Below are 21,613 nucleotides of genomic sequence, written 5' to 3'. Positions count from 1 at the left end.
TTTTCGCCGAAAGCGACACGCCGGCAGCGAAAAATTCCACCCAACCTTGCGACCGAAAGCCGCCCGGTCCGAAATCTCATCGAACTCAGACCACCTTCTGACGCGCGCGCTCGATATAGAGAGCCCGAAGGCGTTTCGCCACCGGACCCGGCTTTCCGTCACCCAGTTTCACCCCGTCGATCTGCACGATGGGCGTCACCAGTGAGCCGGCGCCGGTGATAAAGGCCTCTTTCGCGGCCTGAGCCTCCGCGATGGTGAAGGGCTTTTCGTTCACCGTCATGCCGCTCTCGCGGATCACATCCAAAAGCGTGAAGCGCGTGACGCCGCGCAGGATGTTGGCGTTGGTGTCCCGGGTGCGAAGCGCCCCCTCGGCGTCTATGATCCACGCGTTCGAGGACGCGCCCTCCGTGACGAGACCCATATCGTCGACAAACCAGGCTTCGATCGCGCCCCGTTCGCGCGCCGCCTGCTTGGCTAGGGCGTTCGGCAGCAGACCAATCGACTTGATATCGCAGCGCCCCCAACGGTTCTCGGGGACAGAAATGACCGATGCGCCCAGCGCCGCCTTGGCTTCGGTCGCCGCCCGGTCAATCGACTTCGCGGTCACGACAACGGACGGAAGCACGGCGGGGTTCGGGAACGCGTGATCACGTCGGGCCACGCCGCGGGTGACTTGAAGGTAGCAGAGACCATCGCGCACCTTATTGCGGCGCACAGCCTCCCGCAGCACCATCGTCAGCGCGGCTTCCGTCATTGGATGAGCGATGCGTAACTCATCCAGGCTGCGCCACAGGCGCGCGAAATGCCCCTCCGCATCGGCCAACTTGCCGTCGAACACGGCCCAGACCTCGTAGACGCCGTCGGCAAGCTGATAGCCACGATCCTCGATATGCACCGCGGCCTCGCCGTGACGAACGAAGCGGCCGTTCACATAGGCAAAACGCGACATCTACTCTTCCTCTTCGCCACGAGCGCCGGAGACCCCCAGCGACTTCAGCTTGCGGTGCAGCGCTGAGCGCTCCATGCCGATGAAGTTGGCGGTCCGCGAGATATTGCCGCCGAAGCGCAGGATCTGAGCATTCAGATACTCTCGCTCGAACAGCTCCCGCGCCTCCCGCAGCGGCAGGGCGATAATGCGCTCGGCGCCGATCGCGCCGGCGTTGCCGGCGCTGGGTTGCTCGGTTCCCGACAGCATCTCGGCGGTGATCACGTCCCCCGGCTCTCCGGACGCCAGGATCAGCATACGTTCGACATTGTTCCGAAGCTGGCGAACATTACCCGGCCAAGCCTGCACCTGCAGCGTGGCCAAGGCGTCTTCGCCCAGCCGTCGACGGGGCAAGCCCGTGGCCTCGCTGATGCGCTCGACGAAGTAGTTGATCAGCTCTGGAATGTCCTCGCGGCGCTCGGCAAGTCCGGGCACACGCACCGGCACCACGTTCAAGCGATGGAACAAGTCCTCGCGGAAACGACCCGCAGCGATCTCGTCCCGCAGATCGCGTGAACTGGACGAGATCACGCGCACATCCACCTGCACGTCGTTGTCGCCGCCCACGCGGCGGAACCGCTGCTCGACCAGCACCCGGAGAATTCGCCCCTGCGTCTCCCGGGGCATGTCTGCGACTTCGTCCAGATAGAGCGTCCCGCCGTGCGCACGCTCGAAAACGCCGATCTTGCGTGGACGACCGCCTTCGCCTTCTTCGCCGAAGAGCTCCACATCGAGGCGCTCCGGCGCCATGCCGGCCGCGCTGACGGCGACGAACTCCTGGCGGGCGCGAGCGCTGGCGCCGTGGATGAGCCGCGCGACGAGCTCCTTGCCCGAGCCCGGCGGACCCGAGACCAGCACCCGGCTGTTGGCCGGCGCGACCTTCAGGATCAGCTGGCGCAAGGCCTGAGCGGGCGCGGATTTGCCGATCAGACCGTCTGGCGCGAGCGTTTGCGTCCGCAGGCGCCGGTTCTCTCGACGGAGGCCGGCGGCTTCCAGGGCGCGCTCGACAACCAGCAACAGGCGATCCGACTTGAACGGCTTTTCCAGGAACTCGTAGGCGCCACGCTTGATGGCGCTGACGGCGGTCTCGATATTGCCGTGCCCCGAAATCATGATGACTGGCAGATCAGCGTCCAGCGCCTTGACCATGTCGAGCAACTCCAGCCCGTCCATGCCCCCGCCCTGCATCCAGATATCCAGGACCAGGAGCGCAGGCTTGCGCGCCCGGATCGCGGCGAGGGCTTGGTCGGAGTCGGCGGCGGTACGAACAGCGTAGCCTTCGTCCTCGAGAATCCCGGCCACCAGTTCACGGATGTCGGCTTCGTCATCCACGACAAGAACGTCGGCGCTCATATCATCTCCTCAACGCCACTCTGGGCCGCGACGAGCAGGCGCGCGGTCGTTGGAAACTTCATGATCACGCGTGCGCCAGGCGGCTCGCGCGCATCGACGAGGGCCAGGCTACCGCCGTGGTCCTCCATGATCCGCTTGACGATGGCCAGGCCGAGGCCCGTGCCTTTCTCGCGCGTCGTCACATAGGGCTCGGTCAAGCGATCCCGATCCTTGGCGGGCAGGCCCACACCGTTGTCCTCAATGCTCACGCAGAGGTCGTCGGCGCCGCAGACCAGCGTCGCAGTGATGCGCCCTCGAAGCGCCGGCTCAGTCGAACGACGCGCGCCCACCGCCTCGCCGGCGTTCTTCAGGATGTTTGTCAGGGCCTGCCCGACCATCCGGGTATCGCAGGTTATCCAGACGTCCGCATCCCCGGCTTCCTCCAGGGTCACCTCGATCTCGGCGTCCTGGAACCGCTGAGCAAACACGGCCTGGCGAAGCATCTCCGTCAAGTTACCAGGTTCGAACCGTGGCGCGGGCATACGGGCGAAGGCGGAAAACTCGTCGACCATGCGGCCGATGTCGCCGACTTGGCGAATGATGGTGTCGGTGCACCGATCAAACGTCTCCAGATCACTCGCGATCTCCTTGCGATATTTGCGGCGAAGCCGCTCGGCGGAGAGCTGGATGGGTGTCAGCGGGTTCTTGATCTCGTGAGCGATCCGCCGCGCGACATCCTTCCAGGCGGCGTTGCGCTGAGCGGCGACGAGACGCGTGATGTCGTCAAACGTCAGAACAAGGCCCTGGGCAACATGGCCGGCGGCGCGCACCCTCAATCGGCGCGTTTCGCCCTCGCGCATGATGTCCACCTCGACATCGGTGTCGGGGCGGCTTTCCGCGAGCGCCGTCATCACCGTCGCGAATTCAGGCGCCAGATGGATCAAGTCCACGCCGAGCGCGTCGTCAGGCAAGCCCAGTAGAGCGACCGCTCGTCGATTGACCGCCGAGATCATTCCACGATCGTCGAGGCTGACCACGCCTGCGCTGACCCCGGACAGGATGGTCTCGATGAACTGGCGCCGGCTCTCCGCGTCCAGACTGGCCGCCTTCAGCGCGGCCTGCTGTAGCTGCAGTTCGCTGGTCATCATGTTGAAGGCGTTGGACAAGGCCCGTATTTCCTCCGGGCCGCGGTCCGCCTCTACCCGCGCGTCGAGATCGCCGCCAGAGACTCGACCCGCAGCCTCCACAAGGCCGGCTACCGGCCCCGCGATGGAGTTGGCGGCGGCTATGCCCACCCAGATCGCCGCCACCAGCACGAGCAGCGCCGTCTCCAGGTAGCTCAACCCGAAGATCGCCTGAATCCGACCCCGGCTCCGCTCGGCGTCGCGATAGGAGATCAGCGCGTCCTGCGTCTCGATCAGGTGGGTCAGGATGCCCTTCTCGATCGGGCGCACCACATAAAGGTAGCCGTCTTCGAACCCCTTCAGCTTGTAGAGCGTCCGAAAAAGATCGGTCGAGACGAATCGTTGCGCGCTGGCCTCGCCGCCGTCCGCCCAATCGAAGCTCGCGGGCGGCGGAGCCAGGAAGGGCGGCGCGCCCTCCGACTCGGTGCGGGCCAGAATACGTCCATCACGATCCAGCACGTAGGCGGCGGAGAAGCCGTTGTCCTGCGTAAGACCCGCAAGGAAGTGGCCAAAGGCCACTGGCGACTGCGCCAGGGCCGGCGCGGCCTGATTAAGGCTCGCCGCCATTGGCCCTATGTGTTCGGAAATATAGTTCTTCTGCTGCTCGACGTAGGAGTTGGCGACCTTCGCCGAATTTCCGACCACCGTTTGCACCCGCTGGCTGAACCAACCGTCGACGCCCCGGTTGACAAGCACGCCAAAAAACAGCGCCACGATCACGGCCGGCGCGACGGCAGCCAGCGAGAAAAGGCCTACGAAGCGAAGATGAAGTCGGGCCCCTGCGTCACTGGCCCTGGCGTCGATCAGGTCGTACAGCCTAAGGCCGACAATGGTGGCTACACCGAGGATCAGCACGAGGTTGAAGCCGAGCACGACCAGGATGACCGTGCTGGCCGTACCGATCGAGTCGGTGCGCGGGGGCGACGAGGCCAACGCGACGCCCGCAACCGTCAAGATCACGGCCAAGGCGTAGCCGCCGCCGGTCAGGTAGCGTGACCGCAGGAGGCCCCGCCACCAAGCCCGGCTGAACCGGGCTGGCGGACCTTCGGATCTCGTCGCGTAAGCCACTGAAGACATCGCTCCGGAGTTTAGGAGCGTGTGGCTCAAATTCAACAGTAATGTGCCGTGAAAGCTGCAGCGTCAGCGGCGGCCGCGCGTCATTTCCACGCCGAGGTCCTGGATCTTCTTGCGCAGGGTATTGCGGTTAAGCCCCAGGATTTCCGCCGCCCGAACCTGGTTGCCACGCGTCGCCGACAACGTCAGCTGAATGAGGGGACGCTCGACCTCTTCCAGAATACGGTCATACAGGCCCGGCGCGGGAACGCCGTCGGGCTGGTCGGCGAAGTGCGAGGCCAGATGACGCTCGACGAGCGTCGACAGCGTCACCGGGCCCTCCTCCGAGCGCACGGCCGGCGTGTGGTCCTGAAGCTCACGATCGACGATGCGCGCGGTGATGAGCTCTTCCGCGTAGAGCGCGCACATCCGGCGCATCAGGTTTTCCAGCTCGCGAACATTGCCGGGCCAGGGGTGGCTTTTCAGACGATCCAAAGCGCCCTGATCGATCGTCTTGGCAGGAAGCCCCTCGCGCGCGGCGCGCAGCAGGAAGGTCCGCGCCAGATCGGGAATATCCTCGGCGCGGTCGCGCAACGGCGGCAGTCGGACCGGCGCCACGTTCAAGCGGAAGAAGAGGTCCTCGCGGAACAAGCCTTGCTGAATAAGGCCACGCAGATCGCGATTGGTTGCGGCGATGATCCGCACATTCGGACGGCGCCCCGTCTTCGGGTTGATGACAGGTTCGGTGCCGTCGATCACACGCAAAAGGCGCGTCTGAGCATCGAGCGGCATGTCGCCGATCTCGTCAAGAAACAGCGTGCCGCCATCGGCCTCGATCAGGCGTCCGTTATCGCCCTCGCCCCGGCCAAAGAGTTCCGCCTCCACCCGCTCCCTGGGCACGGCGGCGAGATTGATGACCACGAACTTGCCATCCCTCCGGCGGCCGAGTTCGTGGAGCGCCCGCGCCACCAGTTCCTTGCCGGTCCCGCTTTCGCCCAAGATCAAGACCGTCAAGTCGGCCCCGACCAAGCGCGCAATGGTGCGATACACTTCCTGCATCGGCGCGGAGCGGCCGATCAGAGGCAGGCGCTCATCACGCATGGCGCGCGCTTGCGCCTTTGACGCTTCGCTGTCCGCCGGTCGGGAAAGCGCCCGCCGCGCGGCGGCGGTCACGTCATCGAGATCGAACGGCTTGGACACATACTCGAAGGCGCCGGCGTCGGCCGCATTGACGGCCGTCAGAAGCGTGTTCTGGGCGCTCATCACGATGATCGGGAGCTTGGGACGCTCCTTGCGGATGCGCGGGAGTACGTCGAAGACATTCTCGTCGGGCATCATCACGTCCGTGACGACCAGATCGCCCTCTCCGTCGGTGACCCACTTGAGGAGCGTGGTCGCGTTGCCTGTAGCGCGCACCTGGTAGCCCAGGCGCGTGAAGGCTTGGCTGAGGACCAGACGAACCGAGCTGTCGTCGTCGGCGATCAGGATTTTCTTGCTCGCGGCGTTCATGCTCGGACGTCTCCGGAAGCGGCTTCAGGGGCAACAGGCAACAGCACGCGAAACACCGTGCGACCGGGTTCGGACTCGAAATCGATCAGTCCGCCGTGGGCGGTGACCAATTTTGTGACCAAGGCCAGTCCCAGGCCCGTGCCATTCGACTTGGTGGTGACAAAGGGTTGGAAGAGGTGATCGCGCAGGCTTGCAGGCACGCCCGGCCCGTTGTCGATCACCCGCACCTCGATCGGCGCGCCGCTGGCGGCCTTGCCGTCGGCGCCTCGCACGCGAACACCGGGTCGCCAGGCTGTGTGGATCGACAGCACGCCGCGGTCATCGCCCCGCATATGAGCCGCTTCGGCGGCGTTCTTCATGAGATTGAGGAAAATCTGGATCAGGTGATCCTCGTCACCCCACACCGGCGGCAGCGACGGGTCATAGCTCTCCTTGAGCGTCAACCCATCTGCCACCCCGTTAGCCACCAAAGCGCGGACGCGGTCCAGCACCTGGTGAATATTGACGGCTTCCCGCGACGTCGGAGCCTGTTCCGAGAAGGCCTCCATCCGGTCGACGAGACGCCGAATCCGGTCGGTTTCATCGACGATCAGTTGCGCCAGCGGCTGGTCAACCGCGCTCGCCCCCGTCTTCAGCAGTTGCGCCGCGCCGCGAATGCCGGCGAGCGGGTTCTTGATCTCGTGGGCCAACATCTTTCCAAGGCCCACCACCGAGCGAAGTCCGGCGGCTTCCGCGCTTCGATCAACCCCAAGCACGCCCTTGACGTGCAAGGTCAGAAGGACGGAGCCATCGCCAAGCGGAACCGCCGCACCATCAGCCTCGAACGGAGGCTGGCCAAAGAGATTGACTTCGACTCCATGCTCACGAACCAGCGCGCCCTCAAACACGGCCCGATCCAGTAGAGACACCAGCACCGACCCGGGCGGCAAGGCGGCTCGGAAACGTCCGCGCGCCAGGAGCGAAAGTCCGTGTCCAAACAGCGCTTCGGCGGCTTCGTTGACCGCAATCAAACCGCCGTCGTGATCCACCACCAAGGCGGGCTCGGGGCTCAGTTCGAAAGCCGCCGCCTTGAGCGCTTCGGTGGCGACCCCGCCGAGAACGCGAGCACGATCCGTCATGCCGCGCTCCTCCGCTCCGCGATCCAAAGATCGTGGAGCGCGCTTTCGACCGCCGCCGGATCTTCGAGCCGACATAGGCTGGCGCGCGCGGCCCGGCGCGCCTCGGCGGTTTCGGGCCAGGGCGCCGCCTCAATGTAGGACGCCAAGTGTTTGCGGAACATTTTCAGACCAAGACGCTCCCCGTAGAAGGACAGGCTTCGACGAAAATGCGTGATTGCGATCGCCAGGCGCTCCTCGGCGTCCGGCTCCCGGAAGCCCTCCCCCATCAGGGCCGCCTCGATCGCGCCGGCGATCCAAGGGCGGCCATAGACGCCCCTCCCGATCATGACCCCGTCAGCGCCGGACTGCGCGAGCGCCCGTTTTGCGCTGTCGCCGTCGACGATGTCGCCGTTCACAAGAACGGGCACCGACACCGCATCCTTCACCGCAGCCACGGCCGACCAGTCGGCGACACCTTTATAGAACTGATTGCGCGTGCGGCCGTGCACCGTGATGGCCTTTGCGCCTGCGGCTTCTGCGCGACGCGCGATATCCGGCGCGTTGAGGCTATCGCTGTCCCAACCGAGCCGCATCTTGACCGTCACCGGAACGTCGACCGCCTCGACGGCCGCGGCCACCAAGGCCTCGGCAAGTTCGGGCTCGCGCATCAGCGCCGATCCGCAAGCCGCCCCGGCCGCGACCTCCTTGGCAGGGCAGCCGAAGTTCAGGTCGACGATCTCGGCGCCGGCCTCTTGAGCCATTCGCGCGCCCTGCGCCATGAAGGCGACATCGCGTCCGACCAGCTGGATCACCGTCAACGGGAGCCCGTCTCCGACCGCCGCGCGACGCACGACATCAGGCCTTCCCCTCGCGAATTCCGCGCTGGCGACCATTTCCGTGGCCACATAAGGCGCGCCGAGCGCCGAGGCCGTCTCTCGGAACGGCAGGTCTGACACACCGGTCATGGGCGCAATCCACACCCGCCCCGGAACCTCGACGCCACCGATATCGAGCTTGATGCTCATTTTGTAATCATCCCCGAAGCTGTCTTTTTAGGCACATTGTGCGCCGCAGTAAAGCCCGGATCGACTGGACAAGCGACGTGGCGAGACTAAACACCCGACATGACCTTCTCTGTCGTGATTGTCGCCGCCGGCTCAGGGACCAGGGCCGGCCCCGGCCAGGCCAAGCAATGGCGACTTCTCGCCGGAAAGCCCGTGCTGCGCTGGTCGGTCGAAACCTTTCTGGCGGCGGGCGCGGCTGAAGTCGTCATCGTGACGACAGAGGATGGAGAAAAGGTCCTGCCTTCCGTTCTAGCCGGTCTTTCAGGATGGCGGAGCGCTCGGGGCGGGGCGAGCCGCGCCTTATCGGTGCAAGCTGGGCTGGCGGCGCTGTCCAATCGTCCGGCCGGTGAACCCGTGATGGTCCACGATGCGGCTCGGCCCTTCGTGACGCGCGCGGTCATCGACAATCTGCTGGGGGCGCTGGCGACGGCGGATCTCGCCCTCCCCGCCTTGGCCGTCGCCGACACCCTCAAGCGCCAGACGCCCGGCGACGAGATCCAAACCACGTCTCGCGACCATCTCTGGCGCGCCCAAACGCCTCAGGCGGCCCGGCGCGACCGCCTATTGACCGCGTATGCAGCCTGGTCCGGTCCCGAACCCACCGACGACGCCCAGGTGGTCGAAGCGGTGGGCGGCCGCATCGTGATCACGCAAGGCGATCCGCTTCTGAGCAAACTCACCTATCCAGAGGATTTCGCCATGGCTGAACGTCTCGCCGGCGCTGCGCGCGTGACCCGCGTCGGGCAAGGCTTCGATGCGCATCGTTGGGGACCGGGCGAGGAAGTCTGGCTGTGCGGCGTCGCCATAAAGCATGACGAAACGCTCATTGGACACTCCGACGCGGACGCCGGCCTGCACGCGCTGACCGACGCTATCCTGGGCGCGATCGGAGAAGGCGACATCGGCGACCATTTCCCGCCGACGGATCCGAAGTGGAAGGGCGCGGCCTCTGACCAGTTCCTGAAACACGCCGTTGATCTGGTCATCGCGAGGGGCGGCGCGCTCATCAATGTCGACGTCACGCTGATCTGCGAACGGCCCAAGATCAAGCCGCACCGGCAAGCGATGCGCGAACGTCTGGCCGACATCCTTTCGCTCCCTCTTGACCGGGTCAGCGTCAAGGCGACCACGACCGAGAAAATGGGCTTCACCGGTCGTGGCGAAGGCCTGGCCGCCTCGGCCGTCGTCGCCGTCGAGACGCCCGCCTGATTGAGTTAGGCTGAATGCCCGCGAGATCGGAGACCCTCATGTTCCCCCTCGAAATCCAGACCCTGTCGCGCCTGCTGATCGACGAAGCGCGCGCGCGGTCCCTACGGCTTGTGACGGCGGAGAGCTGTACGGGCGGGCTTGTGGCCGGTGCAATCTGCTCGATCTCCGGCGCTTCGGATGTGTTTGAGCGGGGCTTCGTGACCTACACCAACCGCGCCAAGTCCGAGATGCTGGGCGTGGCGGGGGATCTCCTCGCCGACTACGGCGCGGTGTCCGAACCGGTGGCGCGCGCGATGGCTGAGGGCGCTCTGCGGGAGAGCAATGGCCATGTGGCGGTCGCCATCACCGGCGTCGCCGGGCCAGGCGGCGGAACGCCTATGAAGCCCGTCGGTACGGTGCATTTCGCGGTGGCGCGCGCCAACCGCTCGGTGACGCACCGCCAAGAGCGTTTCGATGGCGAGACGCGCGAGGCCGTCCAACTCGCCGCCGTCCGGACCGCGCTGGAGATGCTTCGAGAGGCTGTCGCCTAAGCGCCGTGGAGTTGCTGCGCGCGTGCCTCGAAACAGGCGATCAGCTTGCCCGCCGCACGGTCCATATTGGCCGCCAGCATCGCGTCGAGTAGAGCGGACTTGAAGGCAAACTCGATAACGAATTCGACCCGCGTCGCATCCCCCTCAGGCACGAAGCGCCAGCCGTTGTTGAGGCGCTTGAAGGGCCCGTAGAGCAGGCTGACGTCGATTGAGCGCGCGCCCCGGTCGCGCCGCACGCGCGTAGCAAACTTCTCACGCAAAAACGAAAAGCCGACCTGGGCCTCTGCGTCCACCAAGCTGACTGAGCCTTCGACGCGGCTATTCCAAGTGCGCATCCCGGTGATCCAGGGGACGAACTTCGGATATGCCTCGACGTCTCCGACCAGCTCGAACAGCTGATCGGGCGTGTAAGGCAGCAGCTTCGTAACGACGTGTCGATGCAAGGCTTACGCCGTGCGAGCGTCGAGGGCGCGCCGCGCCGCCTGGAGCTTGGCGAAGTCTTCGCCCGCGTGGTGGGACGAACGCGTCAGCGGGCTGGACGAGACCATCAGGAAGCCCTTGGCCCGCGCGATCGCCTCATAGGCCTTGAACTCTTCAGGGGTCACGAACCGGTCGATCGCCGCGTGCTTGCGGGTCGGCTGCAGGTACTGACCGATGGTGATGAAATCGACGCCCGCCGAGCGCATGTCGTCCATGACCTGCATGACCTCTTCCTTGGTTTCACCCAGACCGACCATCAAGCCCGACTTGGTGAACTGGGAGGGGTCGCGCTGCTTCACGCGATCCAGCAGGCGCAGCGAGTTATAGTAACGCGCGCCGGGACGGATCTTCAGATAGAGCCGCGGCACCGTTTCGAGGTTGTGATTGAAGACGTCCGGCTTGGAGTCGATCACCACGTTCTCGGCGCCGTCCTTGCGGAGGAAATCCGGTGTCAGGATCTCGATCGTCGTTCCCGGAGCGGCGGCTCGGATGGACGTCACGACCTCGGCGAAATGGCGCGCGCCGCCGTCCAGCAGGTCATCACGATCCACCGAAGTGATGACCACGTGCTTGAGGCCCATCTTGGCGACAGCCTCGGCCACGCGGCGCGGCTCATCCGGATCCAGTTGCGTCGGCAAGCCCGTCGTGACGTTGCAGAAGGCGCAGGCGCGGGTGCAGATCTCGCCCATGATCATCATGGTCGCGTGCTTCTGGCTCCAGCACTCACCGATGTTCGGACAGGCCGCTTCCTCGCACACCGTGTGAAGCTTGTGCTCGCGCACAATGCCCCTGGTTTCGTTGTACTGACCCGAGCCGGGGGCCCGCACGCGCAGCCACTCCGGCTTGCGGAGCACCGGCGTATCCGGGCGGTTCTGCTTTTCGGGATGGCGCGCCGCCCGGTCTTCCGAGCCGCGAGCCTTCAGCGTATCGATCACCGTGGCCATGGCGCCTAAATCGGTCTTCTTGCCGTCAGGATCAAGCGCTTGATCTTGCGTAAGGCCCCAAGGCGCGAAATGAGTGAGGCGTATGCGTCTTCGTCTCCCTGCAGCCGCCTCGGCTATCGCACTTTGCCTGGCCGTTTCCGCGTGCGGTGACGGGGCGTCGCGTGCGCCGTTTGCCGAGAGTCGGACGCCTCCGGCCGTGGCCTCACGCTTCCACCCGCCCCAGGGTTGGGCCTGGGGCTACGTGAAGACCGGAGATTCGACCGTACAGCGTTACGGCGTCACCTCACCGCCCGTCGCATCGCGCGCGACAATCCTGGTTCTTCCGGGTTATGGCGAAACGGCCGAAAAGTGGTTCGAGACGGCTTCCGACCTCACAAAGCAAGGTTTCAGCGTTTGGGTGCTGGAGCGCCAGGGACAAGGCGGCTCCGAACGGCTGACCCCTTGGCGCGACCTGGGCCATGTCGACAGCTTCGGTCCCGACGTCGCGGCGGTCAAAGCCTTGGTTACGGCTGTTATCCGTCCGGCGGGGGGCGTTCCCCTGATCGTGGTCGGTCATGGCGAAGGCGGTCTGATCGCCCTGAGAGCGGCGCAAGGTGGCTTGCCGATGCAGGGACTGGTTCTGTCTTCGCCCGCTTTCGGCCTGAAAGCCCTCCCCCGGCCCCGATCCGACTTCGCACGGTTCGCGCCCGCGCTCAGGGCGCTACGGCTCGGCTGGATTCGATCGCCAGATCAGCAGCCCTGGCGACGAGAAGCCCCTGACGGGAAGGCGCAAGGCCTGACCCAAGACGCGGCGCGTGGCAAGGTTCAGGCCGCATGGATGCTCGCGAACCCGGATCTTCGCATGGGCGGTAGAAGCCTCGGCTGGTTCGCCGCCTTCTTCGACGCCTCGGAAGCCGCCGCGCACGACATTCGAAAGGTCGCGGTCCCGGTTCTCATGCTCGACGCAGGGCGAGACACTGTCGTCACGCCGGCGCCGCAAACGCGTCTTTGCGAGGCGATGAAGAGCTGTCGCGAGATCCGCTATCCGTCGGCGGGCCATGATCTGCACATGGAATCGGACCCCATCCGCAACGCTTGGCTGAGCCAAGTCACGGCCTTTGCCGCACCTCCAACATCCGCCGAAAACCCAATCCGCTAAGGACCAGGGTCACGGATTGTGACTCTTTCTTGCAAAGCTGGACCTTCCTCGGCAGTGTCGGCGTTTAAAGAACGAGAGCGCTTACCGCTCTTCGGGGAGGTTTCGCCGGGATGCCGGTAGTTTACGACGTGCGGAACGGCCAAAAGGCCATCTTCGACGCCCTCATTGACGCCCGCGACAAGTTCGGCGCCAAGAAGCCGATCCTGGAGGATCAGGATCGCAACCCGCTCACCTATACCGATCTGATCCGAGCCAGTTTCGCCTTGGGCCGCAAGATCGCGGCGATGACGAAGCCGGGCGAGAACGTCGGCGTCCTGCTGCCCTCCGGCGCAGGCTCCGTCGTCACTTTCTTCGCCTTGCACGCGTTCGGTCGCGTGCCGACGATGCTGAACTTCACTGCGGGCATTCGGAATATCAAAGCAGCCTGTAAACTGGCCAAGGTCACGCGGGTTCTCACCGCGCACAAGTTCGTCGAACTGGGGAAGCTGCACGATATCGTCGACGCGATCGGCGAACAGGCGCAGGTGACCTATCTGGAAGATGTACGCGGCACGATCAGCTTGCCGGACAAGCTGTTCGCCGCCGCTGCGGGCATGTTCCCTCGCCGTTTCCGTGCGCCAGCCAAGCCCTCGGACAAGGGTGTCGTACTGTTCACCTCCGGCAGCTTCGGCGCCCCGCGCGGTGTGGTGCTGACCCAGGAGAACTTGGTGCAGAACGCCATGCAGGTCGCCGCTCACATCGAGCTCGACCCGGACTGGGTGATGTTCAATCCCCTCCCCGTCTTCCATTGCTTCGGCCTGACCGGCGGCGTCATCCTGCCGATCCTGACCGGCATGAAGGCGTTCCAATATCCCTCACCGCTGCACACCAAGCAGATCCCGCCGCTGATCAAGGACTCCAAGGCCTCGATCCTGCTGGCCACCGACACGTTCGTGAACCAGTACGCGCGAGCAGCCGAGTCTGATGAGTTGTCAGGTCTGGAGTTTGTGGTCTGCGGCGCCGAGAAGGTTCGCGATGAGACCCACACGCTGATCAAGGAACGCTTCGGCGGCGTGCCGCTGCTCGAAGGTTACGGCGCGACCGAGGCATCGCCCGTCATTGCCGTGAACAAGCCCAAGGACAACCGTCCCGGCACCGTCGGCGGCCTCCTCCCCGGCCAAGAGGTTCGTATCGAGCCCGTCGAGGGCATTCCCGAAGGCGGGCGCCTGTTCGTGCGCGGTCCCAACATCATGGCCGGCTATCTCCGCGAGGATGGCGGAATCGATGCGCCTGAGGGCGGTTGGCACGACACCGGCGATGTCGTCAGCATGACCGACGATCAATGGATCACCATTAAGGGCCGCGTGAAGCGCTTCGCAAAGATCGGCGGCGAAATGGTCTCGCTGACCGCCGCAGAAGATCTCGCCTCCGCAGTCTGGCCGGACGGTCGCCATGCGGTGATCTCGATGCCCGACAAGAAGAAGGGCGAGAAGCTCATCCTGGTCACCGATCGCCATGACGCTGATGTCGCGCCGCTGGTCGCACACGCCCAGACGATCGGAGCCCCGGAGCTGGCGGTGCCGCGCAAGATCCTGAAGGTCACCGAGGTGCCGGTCTTGGGGAGCGGCAAGACGGACTACGTCGCGATCCAGCGCATGGCTGAAACAGACACTCAAGCGGCCTGAGAAAGCTCGGCTGGCTAGAACGTCGCGCCGAGCGCTTCAAGCTCGGCGCGGAAGCCCTGCTTGCGGGCGTGCGAAGCTCGAAGGTCGGCGACGAAGCTGGCGTGGTCCGGATACTCGCCGAAATCGGCGATCATGGCCGCTAGGGACTCGGCCTCCAGCAACTGACGCGCGGCCTCCGCGTAGCGTGTCGCGACGCCGAAGGTCAGCACGTGTTGGATAGAGGCGCGCAGCAGCAGCGTGGCCGCCAGCGGGTAGCTCCCTTCCAACCGCCGCGCCGCCTCGGTGATCAGAATGTCGTCCGCGCCGTTGATCTCGCCCGAGCGCGACAGGACCAGACGCGAGGCCGCAGCGAAGTCGGGCCAGGACACGAAAAACGCTAGCGCCGTGTCAAAGCGTGGGTAGCGACGCACGACGGCCTTGGCCTGATCCTCAGCCTCGACATCATCGAAGTCTGGAAGCCCCTTCAGATAGGTCCGCAGCAGCGGAATGGAGAGCGTGCGCTCGAACTCCGCCCAGCGACGTTGTTGGGCCTCCTGTTGATGCCCGGTCGCCTCCAGCGCCTCCAGCATCACCTCTTCCCAGGCGGCGCGCTCTTCGACAGACGTGGGATGACGTCCCCGCGCTTCGCCGGGTGCGCCGGCCTGGAGCGTGGCCAAGGCGTCTTCGCCACGGCCAGCCGCAAGCAAGCGCCGGGCGATCTCGGCCGAGACCAGCGGCGTACGGCGAAGCTCCGGCGCAAAGGTCGCTTCGAAGGCGTCGATATCGCCGCTGGCGTCGGCCAGGCGTCGCAAGGCGTCCTTGTAGACCGCCGCCATAGGGTCCGCGCCGCGCAGCCGCTTGGCGTTCATCGCCAGAACGGTTTCCAGCACCTGCCGCAGGTGGGCGCGCCCCTGGGGCCCCATCGCAGGCCCGAGCGCACTGGCGAGCGGCCCCATTTGGGCGTGGTAGTCGGTCGCCAGGATCTTGGCGGTCCGCTCCGCCAGAGCAATCGGCTCGGGCACGGCTTTCTCGGCGATGGCGCCGATGGAGTCGCGGGCCGCCAGGAAGACATCGCCGATTGGCCCATCGGGTTGACTGAGCCGATCCAACGTCGGCGAAGCCAGGTCCAGGAGGTCCAGCATAAGGTCGAGCGCAGCGGTTGCGTCGTCCTGCGCCAGCCGCTCGATCATCCGGCGATGCAAATCGAGGTCCCGGGCGAACGCCGGACGCTTGCGCCAGTGGATGCGGGAAGACGATTTGCCGATCGTCGCCAGGCGCTTGGAGATTTCCAGCGCCAGGCCTTCGGCGCTGGCCTCGGCGAACAGTTCCAGCCGCAGCACGCGCTTGACGTGGCTGTCGCTGGCGAGGTCGAGCAGAATGGCGGCGAGCCGCTCAGCGCCGAGATCCGCCAGATTGGCCTCGGAGAGGGTCGTCTTCGACCCCTTCCGAACCTTCGGCTTGTCACCCGCTGTCGCGGCGGCCTTGCGCGCCATCCAGACTCCCTATGCCGCCTTAGATGTGCAGCACGCGCCCGTAGGCGTCCAGAGCCGCTTCGTGCATCGCTTCCGACATGGTCGGGTGGGCGTAGACGACGCCGTGCAGGTCTTCCTCGGTCGCTTCCAGGGTGATGGCGGTGACGAAGCCCTGGATCATCTCGGTCACTTCGTGGCCGATCATGTGCGCGCCGATCAGGGCACCTGTCTTGGCGTCGAACACGGTCTTCACGAAGCCCTCGGTCTCGCCGGCGGCCACCGCCTTGCCGTTGACGCGGAACGGGAAGCGGCCAGCCTTGACCTCGATGCCCGCCGCCTTGGCGCCGGCTTCGGTGTAGCCCACCGAGGCGACCTGCGGATTGGCGTAGGTGCAGCCCGGGATCGGCGAGTGGACGTTCGGCGTCTTGTAGCCGGCGATGGCCTCGGCCGCGTGGATGCCCTCGTGGCTGGCCTTGTGGGCGAGCCAGGGCGCGCCGGCGATGTCACCGATGGCGTAGAGGCCAGGCACATTGGTGCGGCCGTGCTTGTCGGTGACGACGTGGCCGCGATCCAGGCTGACGCCCAGGGCTTCCAGGCCGTCATTGTTCGGCGCGATGCCGACGGCCACGATGCACTTCTCGGCGGTGAGCTGCTCGATCTTGCCGCCGGCTTCCACGGTGACGGCCACGCCGTCCTTGGTCTTCTCGATCTTGCTGACCTTGGCGCCGACGCGGAACTTGATGCCGCGCTTCTCGAACGCCTTCTGGGCGGCCTTCGAGACCTCTTCGTCCTCGACCGGCATGATGCGGTCGATGGCTTCGACGACGGTCACTTCGGCGCCCAGGGCGCGATAGAAGCTCGCGAACTCGATGCCGATGGCGCCCGAGCCGATCACGACCAGGGACTTCGGCATCGACTTCGGCGCCAGGGCGTCGCGATAGGTCCAGATCTTGTCGCCGTCCGAGACCGCGCCGATCGCCGGGATCTCACGGGCGCGCGCGCCGCTGGCCAGGATCACGTGCTTGGCCTGCACGGTGCGGCTGCCGCCGGCCTTCAGGGCGATGACGACCTTCGGCGCCGGCGCCCCCTTCTCGAGCTTGGCCTCGCCCTCGATCACCTCGATCTTGTGCTTCTTCATCAGGAAGGCGATGCCGCCCGACATGTTCTTGGCCACGCCGCGCGAGCGCTCGATGATCTTGCCGAAGTCGAACGAGGCCTTCTCGACCGACAGGCCATAGCCGCCCAGGTGCGACAGCTGTTCATAGACCTCGCCGGACTTGAGCAGCGCCTTGGTCGGGATGCAGCCCCAGTTCAGGCAGATGCCGCCCAGGTTCTCACGCTCGACGATTGCCGTCTTCAGGCCCAACTGGCTGGCGCGGATCGCGGCCACATAGCCGCCAGGACCGGCGCCGATGACGACGACATCGAATTCCGTGGACATGTTCTTCTAACCCTGACTTTGACGGCCGCACGGGGGAGCGCGCGGCGCCGATCGACCGGTCTGCAAACCGGTCTGGGAGAAACTAGAGGAGCGCTTCGACCGCGACCTTGAGGTCTTCCGGCTTCACGGTCGGCGCGAAACGATCGACAACCTGACCGTCCTTGCCGATCAGGAACTTGGTGAAGTTCCATTTGATCGCCTCGGTGCCCAGCACGCCCTTCTGTTCCTTCTTAAGGAACTTGTAGAGCGGATGGGCGTCGGCGCCGTTCACATCGATCTTGCTCATGACCGGGAAACTGACGTCGTAGGTCAGCGAGCAGAAGTTCGCGATCTCGGCGGCGTCGCCCGGCTCCTGAGCGCCGAACTGGTTGCAGGGGAAGGCCAGCACCGTGAAGCCACGATCCTTGTACGCCTTGTAGAGCGCCTCCAGGCCTTCATACTGAGGTGTGAACCCGCACTTGCTGGCGGTGTTCACGATCAGCAGCACCTGTCCGCGATAGTCGGCCAGGCTCACGTCCTGGCCGTCCAACGTCTTGGCGGAATAGTCGTAGACCGACATGGCCATCCCTCCCCGCAACCTGATCAGACGATCAGGGTCAGCGGTTCTTCGATCAGCGGCTTGAAGGCCGCCAGGAACTTGGCGCCGACCGAGCCGTCGACCACGCGGTGATCGCAGGTCAGGGTCACGGTCATGACCGTGGCGACCTTGATCTCTCCGTTCTTGACGACCGGACGCTGCTCGCCCGCACCGACGCTCATGATCGCGCCTTGCGGTTCGTTGATGATCGAGGCGAACGACTTGATGCCGAACATGCCGAGGTTGCTGATCGAGAAGGTGCCGCCCTGGAATTCCTCAGGCTTCAGCTTCTTGTCCTTGGCGCGCTGGGCCAGGTCCTTCATCTCGGCGGAAATCTGGGCCAGGCCCTTGGTCTCGGCCTTGCGGATGATCGGGGTGATCAGGCCGCCATCGACCGCCACGGCGACGGCGATGTCGGCGTGGTGGTGCATGGCGATGCCTTCCGGCGTGTAGCTGGCGTTGGCTTCCGGCGCCTGCTTCAGGGCCACGGCGGCGGCCTTGATGACAATGTCGTTCACCGAGACCTTCACGCCCTGCTTTTCCAGCAGGCTGTTGATCTTGGCGCGGGCGGCCAGCAGGGCGTCGATCTCGAGATCGATCTGAAGCGGGAAGTGCGGCACGTCGCGGAAGCTCTCCGTCATGCGACGAGCAATCGTCTTGCGCATGCCGTCCAGCGGGACGAGGTCGTAGGAGCCGGCGGGGATGCCCATCTGCTCCAGCGACTGGACCTGACGCGGCGCCGCGGCGGCCGAAGCCGCAGCTGCCGGAGCCGGAGCCGAAGCGGCCTTGGCGGTCGGCGCGCCCGACTTGGCGGCTTCAACATCCGACTTCACGACACGGCCGTGTGGGCCCGTGCCCTTGATGGTCTTGAGGTCCAGACCGGCGGCCGAAGCCAGGCGGCGGGCCAGCGGAGACGCGAAGACGCGCGAACCGTCAGCGGCGACCGGAGCGGCCGGCGCGGGCACGGCCGGCGCCGGGGCGGCGGCGGCCGGAGCCGGCGCTGCGGCGGCGGCCTTGGGGGCCTCGGCCTTCGGCGCCGGCGCGGGGCTCTCGCCCTCGCCCGCCAGCTTGGCGATCAGGGCGTTGACCTTGACGTTCTCGGTCCCGGCCTCGACCAGGATGGCTTCCACGACGCCTTCGTCGACGGCTTCGACTTCCATCGTCGCCTTGTCGGTCTCGATCTCGGCGATCACGTCGCCGGCCTTGACGGTGTCGCCGACCTTGACGTGCCACTTGGCGAGGGTTCCCTCCTCCATGGTGGGCGACAGGGCGGGCATCAGGATGTCGATCGACATTGAGCTTTTTCCTCAATCGTTCGGGACGTTAGCGAACCCCTTTTCGTCTTAGAGGGCCGGCGTCCACGATACCCCGCTTTAGGGCGGGATGAATGTCTTGGCCAAGAGCAGCGGCCCCCGCCAGGGGCGAGGGCCGCGATCTCTTAGCGGTAGCAGACCGCCTTGGCCGCCTTCACGATCTTCTCGACCGAAGGCAGGCTCATGGCTTCCAGGTTCGCCGCATACGGCAGCGGCACATCTTCCTGGTGCACGCGCAGCGGCGGGGCGTCCAGGTAGTCGAAGCCGTGCTCGGTGATGCGCGCCACGATCTCGGCGCCGACGCCCATCGGGCCCCAGCCTTCCTCGACCGTCACCAGGCGGTTGGTCTTCTTGACGCTTTCCAGAATGGTCGCGTGGTCCATCGGACGGATCGTGCGCAGGTCAACGACCTCGGCGGCGATGCCCTCTTTCTCCAGTTCCTCGGCCGCCTTCAGGGCGAAGCCCACCATGCGGCTGTAGGCGACCAGCGTGACGTCCGAACCCTGGCGACGGACCTTGGCCTTGCCGATCGGCACGACCCACTCCTCGACGTCCGGGATGTCGAACTCGTGGCCGTACATCATCTCGTGCTCGAGGAAGACGACCGGGTTCGGATCGCGGATCGCAGCCTTCAAGAGGCCCTTGGCGTCAGCGGCGTCGTAGGGCGCGATGACTTTCAGGCCCGGAACGTTGCCGTACCACGCGGCGTAGTCCTGGCTGTGCTGGGCGCCGACGCGCGAAGCCGCGCCGTTCGGGCCGCGGAACACGATCGACGACTTGATCTGGCCACCCGACATGTAGAGCGTCTTGGCGGCCGAGTTGATGATGTGGTCGATCGCCTGCATGGCGAAGTTCCAGGTCATGAACTCGACGATCGGCTTCAGCCCGGCCATAGCCGCACCGACGCCCATGCCGGCAAAGCCGTGCTCGGTGATCGGGGTGTCGATGACGCGACGGTCGCCGAACTCCTGCAGCAGCTCGCGGCTGACCTTGTAGGCGCCCTGGTACTGAGCGACTTCCTCGCCCATCAGGAACACGCGGTCGTCGCGACGCATCTCTTCGGCCATGGCGTCGCGCAGGGCGTCGCGGACCGTGATCTTCTTCAGCGGCGTACCGTCGGCGATTTCCGGATCGGCGAAGGTCGACGCGGCCGAGATCGGTCCGCCAGCGGCCGGAGCCGCGGCGGCCGGCGCAGGGGCGGCTTCGGCGGCGGGAGCGGACGGAGCCGGAGCAGCGGTTTCGCCCTCGCCCTTCAGACGGGCGATCAGAGTGTTGACCTTGACGTTCTCGCTGCCTGCCGGAACCAGGATGGCTTCGATCACGCCTTCATCGACGGCTTCGACTTCCATCGTCGCCTTGTCGGTCTCGATCTCGGCGATCACGTCGCCGGCCTTGATGGTGTCGCCTTCCTTCACCAGCCACTTGGCCAGGGTGCCTTCCTCCATCGTGGGGGAAAGCGCGGGCATCAGGATGTCCGTCACTCGGCGGCCTCCAGGTAGACGTCGGTATACAGTTCCGAGGGATCAGGCTCGGGGCTCGTGCGGGCGAACTCGGCGGCCTCGGCGACGATGCGCTTCACTTCCGCGTCGACGCCCTTCAGGTCGTCCTCGGTGACGCCGGCCTTGGCCAGGCGTTCCTTGATGTGGTCGATGGGATCGCGGGTCGTCTTGACCTCGTCGACCTCTTCCTTGGTGCGGTACTTGGCAGGGTCCGACATCGAGTGGCCGCGATAGCGATAGGTCTTCATCTCAAGGATGTACGGACCTTGGCCGCTGCGGGCGTGCTCGGTGGCGCGGGCGCCGGCTTCGCGGACGGCGATCACGTCCATGCCGTCGACCTCCTCGCCCGGAATGCGGAACGAGACGCCGCGCTTGTGGAACGCGGTTTCCGACGCGGCGCGTTCAACGGCCGTACCCATGGCGTACTGGTTGTTCTCGATCACGTACACGACCGGCAGCTTCCATAGCTGGGCCATGTTGAAGCTCTCGTAGACCTGACCCTGGTTGGCCGCTCCGTCGCCCATGTAGGCGTAGGAGACGTTGCCGTTGTTCTTGTAGCTGTTGGCCAGCGCCAGACCCGTGCCGAGCGCAACCTGGGCGCCGACGATGCCGTGACCGCCGTAAAAGCCCGTGGCGATGTCGAACATATGCATCGACCCGCCCTTGCCCTTGGACGAACCGCCGGCCCGGCCGGTGAGTTCAGCCATGACTTCGCGGGGATCCATGCCGGCGGCCAGCATGTGGCCGTGGTCACGGTAGCCCGTGATGATCTGGTCGCCCTTCTGCGAGATCGACTGCATGCCGACCGCGATGGCTTCCTGACCGATGTACAGGTGGCAGAAGCCGCCGATCAGGCCCATGCCGTACAACTGGCCGGCGCGCTCCTCGAAGCGGCGGATCAGCAGCATGTCCTGATAGAATTTCAGGAGTTCGTCCTTGCCGACGAAGGCGTTGACACCGGTTTCCGGCGCCTTCCCCTCGGAGGCATCAGCCTTGCGCGTGCGCGCCATTCAAATCTCCCTGGCCAATCTTCATCGCGGCCTTCGTGCTAAAAGCGCTTCCCGCCGAAAATTCGTCGGTTCCGCGAAGGAAACGCCCTGCTGTCCGTTGCGATCGCACATGGATCCACACGATCCACGAACG

Annotated in this window: 17 protein-coding genes and 1 pseudogene; 4 read left to right on the top strand and 14 right to left on the bottom strand. The window is 65.7% G+C overall.

The genetic code is table 11. From position 1 onward, the window contains the following. Positions 1-85: 85 nt before the first annotated feature. The 6 genes from CSW63_RS12095 to dusB all read right to left on the bottom strand — a co-directional run bounded on the left by CSW63_RS12095 (position 86) and on the right by dusB (position 8,185). Positions 86-949: a D-amino-acid transaminase gene (locus CSW63_RS12095; RefSeq protein ID WP_099503532.1), complete on the bottom strand. Its 864-nt coding sequence runs from the start codon at positions 947-949 to the stop codon at positions 86-88. After that, entirely contained in the window at positions 950-2,338 is a 1,389-nt protein-coding gene (gene ntrX, locus CSW63_RS12090; protein ID WP_062093933.1) for a nitrogen assimilation response regulator NtrX, read from the bottom strand. Beyond that, on the bottom strand, positions 2,335-4,578 hold the full coding sequence (locus tag CSW63_RS12085) for a PAS domain-containing sensor histidine kinase (RefSeq protein ID WP_062093934.1): 2,244 nt from the start codon (positions 4,576-4,578) through the stop codon (positions 2,335-2,337). The genes ntrX and CSW63_RS12085 overlap by 4 nt, the downstream gene beginning before the upstream one ends. A gap of 63 nt (positions 4,579-4,641) precedes the next feature. Beyond that, positions 4,642-6,063, bottom strand: a complete 1,422-nt coding sequence (locus tag CSW63_RS12080; protein ID WP_062093935.1) for a sigma 54-interacting transcriptional regulator — start codon at positions 6,061-6,063, stop codon at positions 4,642-4,644. Further along, complete coding sequence (locus CSW63_RS12075) at positions 6,060-7,181, bottom strand: nitrogen regulation protein NR(II) (RefSeq protein ID WP_062093936.1); 1,122 nt, start codon at positions 7,179-7,181, stop codon at positions 6,060-6,062. Before CSW63_RS12075 ends, CSW63_RS12080 begins: the two co-directional genes overlap by 4 nt. After that, a complete protein-coding gene (gene dusB / locus CSW63_RS12070; RefSeq protein ID WP_062093937.1) occupies positions 7,178-8,185 on the bottom strand; it encodes a tRNA dihydrouridine synthase DusB in 1,008 nt (335 codons plus the stop codon). Before dusB ends, CSW63_RS12075 begins: the two co-directional genes overlap by 4 nt. A gap of 99 nt (positions 8,186-8,284) precedes the next feature. Here dusB and CSW63_RS12065 point away from each other — a divergent pair, with 99 nt between their 5' ends. Both CSW63_RS12065 and CSW63_RS12060 read left to right on the top strand, forming a co-directional pair. After that, positions 8,285-9,433, top strand: a complete 1,149-nt coding sequence (locus CSW63_RS12065; protein WP_062093938.1) for a bifunctional 2-C-methyl-D-erythritol 4-phosphate cytidylyltransferase/2-C-methyl-D-erythritol 2,4-cyclodiphosphate synthase — start codon at positions 8,285-8,287, stop codon at positions 9,431-9,433. Positions 9,434-9,471: 38 nt separating this feature from the next. After that, a complete protein-coding gene (locus CSW63_RS12060) occupies positions 9,472-9,963 on the top strand; it encodes a CinA family protein (RefSeq protein WP_062093939.1) in 492 nt (163 codons plus the stop codon). Here the strand turns inward: CSW63_RS12060 and CSW63_RS12055 are convergent. Both CSW63_RS12055 and lipA read right to left on the bottom strand, forming a co-directional pair. Next, positions 9,960-10,406 carry a type II toxin-antitoxin system RatA family toxin gene (locus tag CSW63_RS12055; RefSeq protein WP_062093940.1) on the bottom strand — a complete coding sequence of 149 codons (447 nt, stop codon included), beginning with the start codon at positions 10,404-10,406 and terminating at the stop codon, positions 9,960-9,962. The genes CSW63_RS12060 and CSW63_RS12055 overlap by 4 nt on opposite strands. Positions 10,407-10,409: 3 nt before the next feature. After that, entirely contained in the window at positions 10,410-11,387 is a 978-nt protein-coding gene (gene lipA, locus CSW63_RS12050; RefSeq protein WP_062093941.1) for a lipoyl synthase, read from the bottom strand. A gap of 82 nt (positions 11,388-11,469) precedes the next feature. Between lipA and CSW63_RS12045 the strand changes: the two are divergent. Both CSW63_RS12045 and CSW63_RS12040 read left to right on the top strand, forming a co-directional pair. Further along, a pseudogene (locus CSW63_RS12045) lies at positions 11,470-12,547 on the top strand (alpha/beta fold hydrolase). Between the two features lie 88 nt (positions 12,548-12,635). Next, entirely contained in the window at positions 12,636-14,189 is a 1,554-nt protein-coding gene (locus tag CSW63_RS12040; protein WP_062093943.1) for an AMP-binding protein, read from the top strand. A 14-nt stretch (positions 14,190-14,203) separates the two neighbouring features. On the opposite strand, the gene CSW63_RS12035 is transcribed toward CSW63_RS12040, so the two are convergent. The 6 genes from CSW63_RS12035 to pdhA form a co-directional block, all read right to left on the bottom strand. Next, entirely contained in the window at positions 14,204-15,661 is a 1,458-nt protein-coding gene (locus tag CSW63_RS12035) for a DUF6880 family protein (RefSeq protein ID WP_062093944.1), read from the bottom strand. Between the two features lie 19 nt (positions 15,662-15,680). Next, positions 15,681-17,081 carry a dihydrolipoyl dehydrogenase gene (gene lpdA / locus CSW63_RS12030; protein ID WP_062093945.1) on the bottom strand — a complete coding sequence of 467 codons (1,401 nt, stop codon included), beginning with the start codon at positions 17,079-17,081 and terminating at the stop codon, positions 15,681-15,683. 82 nt (positions 17,082-17,163) lie between these two features. Next, complete coding sequence (locus tag CSW63_RS12025) at positions 17,164-17,646, bottom strand: glutathione peroxidase (protein ID WP_082749341.1); 483 nt, start codon at positions 17,644-17,646, stop codon at positions 17,164-17,166. A 17-nt stretch (positions 17,647-17,663) separates the two neighbouring features. Beyond that, positions 17,664-18,953, bottom strand: a complete 1,290-nt coding sequence (locus CSW63_RS12020) for a pyruvate dehydrogenase complex dihydrolipoamide acetyltransferase (RefSeq protein ID WP_099503534.1) — start codon at positions 18,951-18,953, stop codon at positions 17,664-17,666. A gap of 143 nt (positions 18,954-19,096) precedes the next feature. After that, entirely contained in the window at positions 19,097-20,452 is a 1,356-nt protein-coding gene (locus CSW63_RS12015) for a pyruvate dehydrogenase complex E1 component subunit beta (protein WP_099503536.1), read from the bottom strand. Next, the gene (gene pdhA / locus CSW63_RS12010; protein ID WP_062099884.1) at positions 20,449-21,480 is read right to left on the bottom strand and encodes a pyruvate dehydrogenase (acetyl-transferring) E1 component subunit alpha; all 1,032 of its coding nucleotides are present in this window, start codon (positions 21,478-21,480) and stop codon (positions 20,449-20,451) included. Before pdhA ends, CSW63_RS12015 begins: the two co-directional genes overlap by 4 nt. Between the last annotated feature and the right edge of the window lie 133 nt (positions 21,481-21,613).

Source organism: Caulobacter sp. FWC26 (genome assembly GCF_002742645.2).
Taxonomy (GTDB): domain Bacteria; phylum Pseudomonadota; class Alphaproteobacteria; order Caulobacterales; family Caulobacteraceae; genus Caulobacter.
The sequence above is the reverse complement of the archived record's forward strand: the minus strand, read 5'-3'. Positions and strand labels throughout refer to the sequence as shown.

Coding starts and splice junctions, on each gene's coding strand:
- CSW63_RS12095 (WP_099503532.1), bottom strand. CDS start 949: ATGTCGCGTTTTGCCTATGTGAACGGCCGCTTCGTTCGTCACGGCGAG.
- ntrX (WP_062093933.1), bottom strand. CDS start 2,338: ATGAGCGCCGACGTTCTTGTCGTGGATGACGAAGCCGACATCCGTGAA.
- CSW63_RS12085 (WP_062093934.1), bottom strand. CDS start 4,578: ATGTCTTCAGTGGCTTACGCGACGAGATCCGAAGGTCCGCCAGCCCGG.
- CSW63_RS12080 (WP_062093935.1), bottom strand. CDS start 6,063: ATGAACGCCGCGAGCAAGAAAATCCTGATCGCCGACGACGACAGCTCG.
- CSW63_RS12075 (WP_062093936.1), bottom strand. CDS start 7,181: ATGACGGATCGTGCTCGCGTTCTCGGCGGGGTCGCCACCGAAGCGCTC.
- dusB (WP_062093937.1), bottom strand. CDS start 8,185: ATGAGCATCAAGCTCGATATCGGTGGCGTCGAGGTTCCGGGGCGGGTG.
- CSW63_RS12065 (WP_062093938.1), top strand. CDS start 8,285: ATGACCTTCTCTGTCGTGATTGTCGCCGCCGGCTCAGGGACCAGGGCC.
- CSW63_RS12060 (WP_062093939.1), top strand. CDS start 9,472: ATGTTCCCCCTCGAAATCCAGACCCTGTCGCGCCTGCTGATCGACGAA.
- lipA (WP_062093941.1), bottom strand. CDS start 11,387: ATGGCCACGGTGATCGATACGCTGAAGGCTCGCGGCTCGGAAGACCGG.
- CSW63_RS12040 (WP_062093943.1), top strand. CDS start 12,636: ATGCCGGTAGTTTACGACGTGCGGAACGGCCAAAAGGCCATCTTCGAC.
- CSW63_RS12035 (WP_062093944.1), bottom strand. CDS start 15,661: ATGGCGCGCAAGGCCGCCGCGACAGCGGGTGACAAGCCGAAGGTTCGG.
- lpdA (WP_062093945.1), bottom strand. CDS start 17,081: ATGTCCACGGAATTCGATGTCGTCGTCATCGGCGCCGGTCCTGGCGGC.
- CSW63_RS12025 (WP_082749341.1), bottom strand. CDS start 17,646: ATGGCCATGTCGGTCTACGACTATTCCGCCAAGACGTTGGACGGCCAG.
- CSW63_RS12020 (WP_099503534.1), bottom strand. CDS start 18,953: ATGTCGATCGACATCCTGATGCCCGCCCTGTCGCCCACCATGGAGGAG.
- pdhA (WP_062099884.1), bottom strand. CDS start 21,480: ATGGCGCGCACGCGCAAGGCTGATGCCTCCGAGGGGAAGGCGCCGGAA.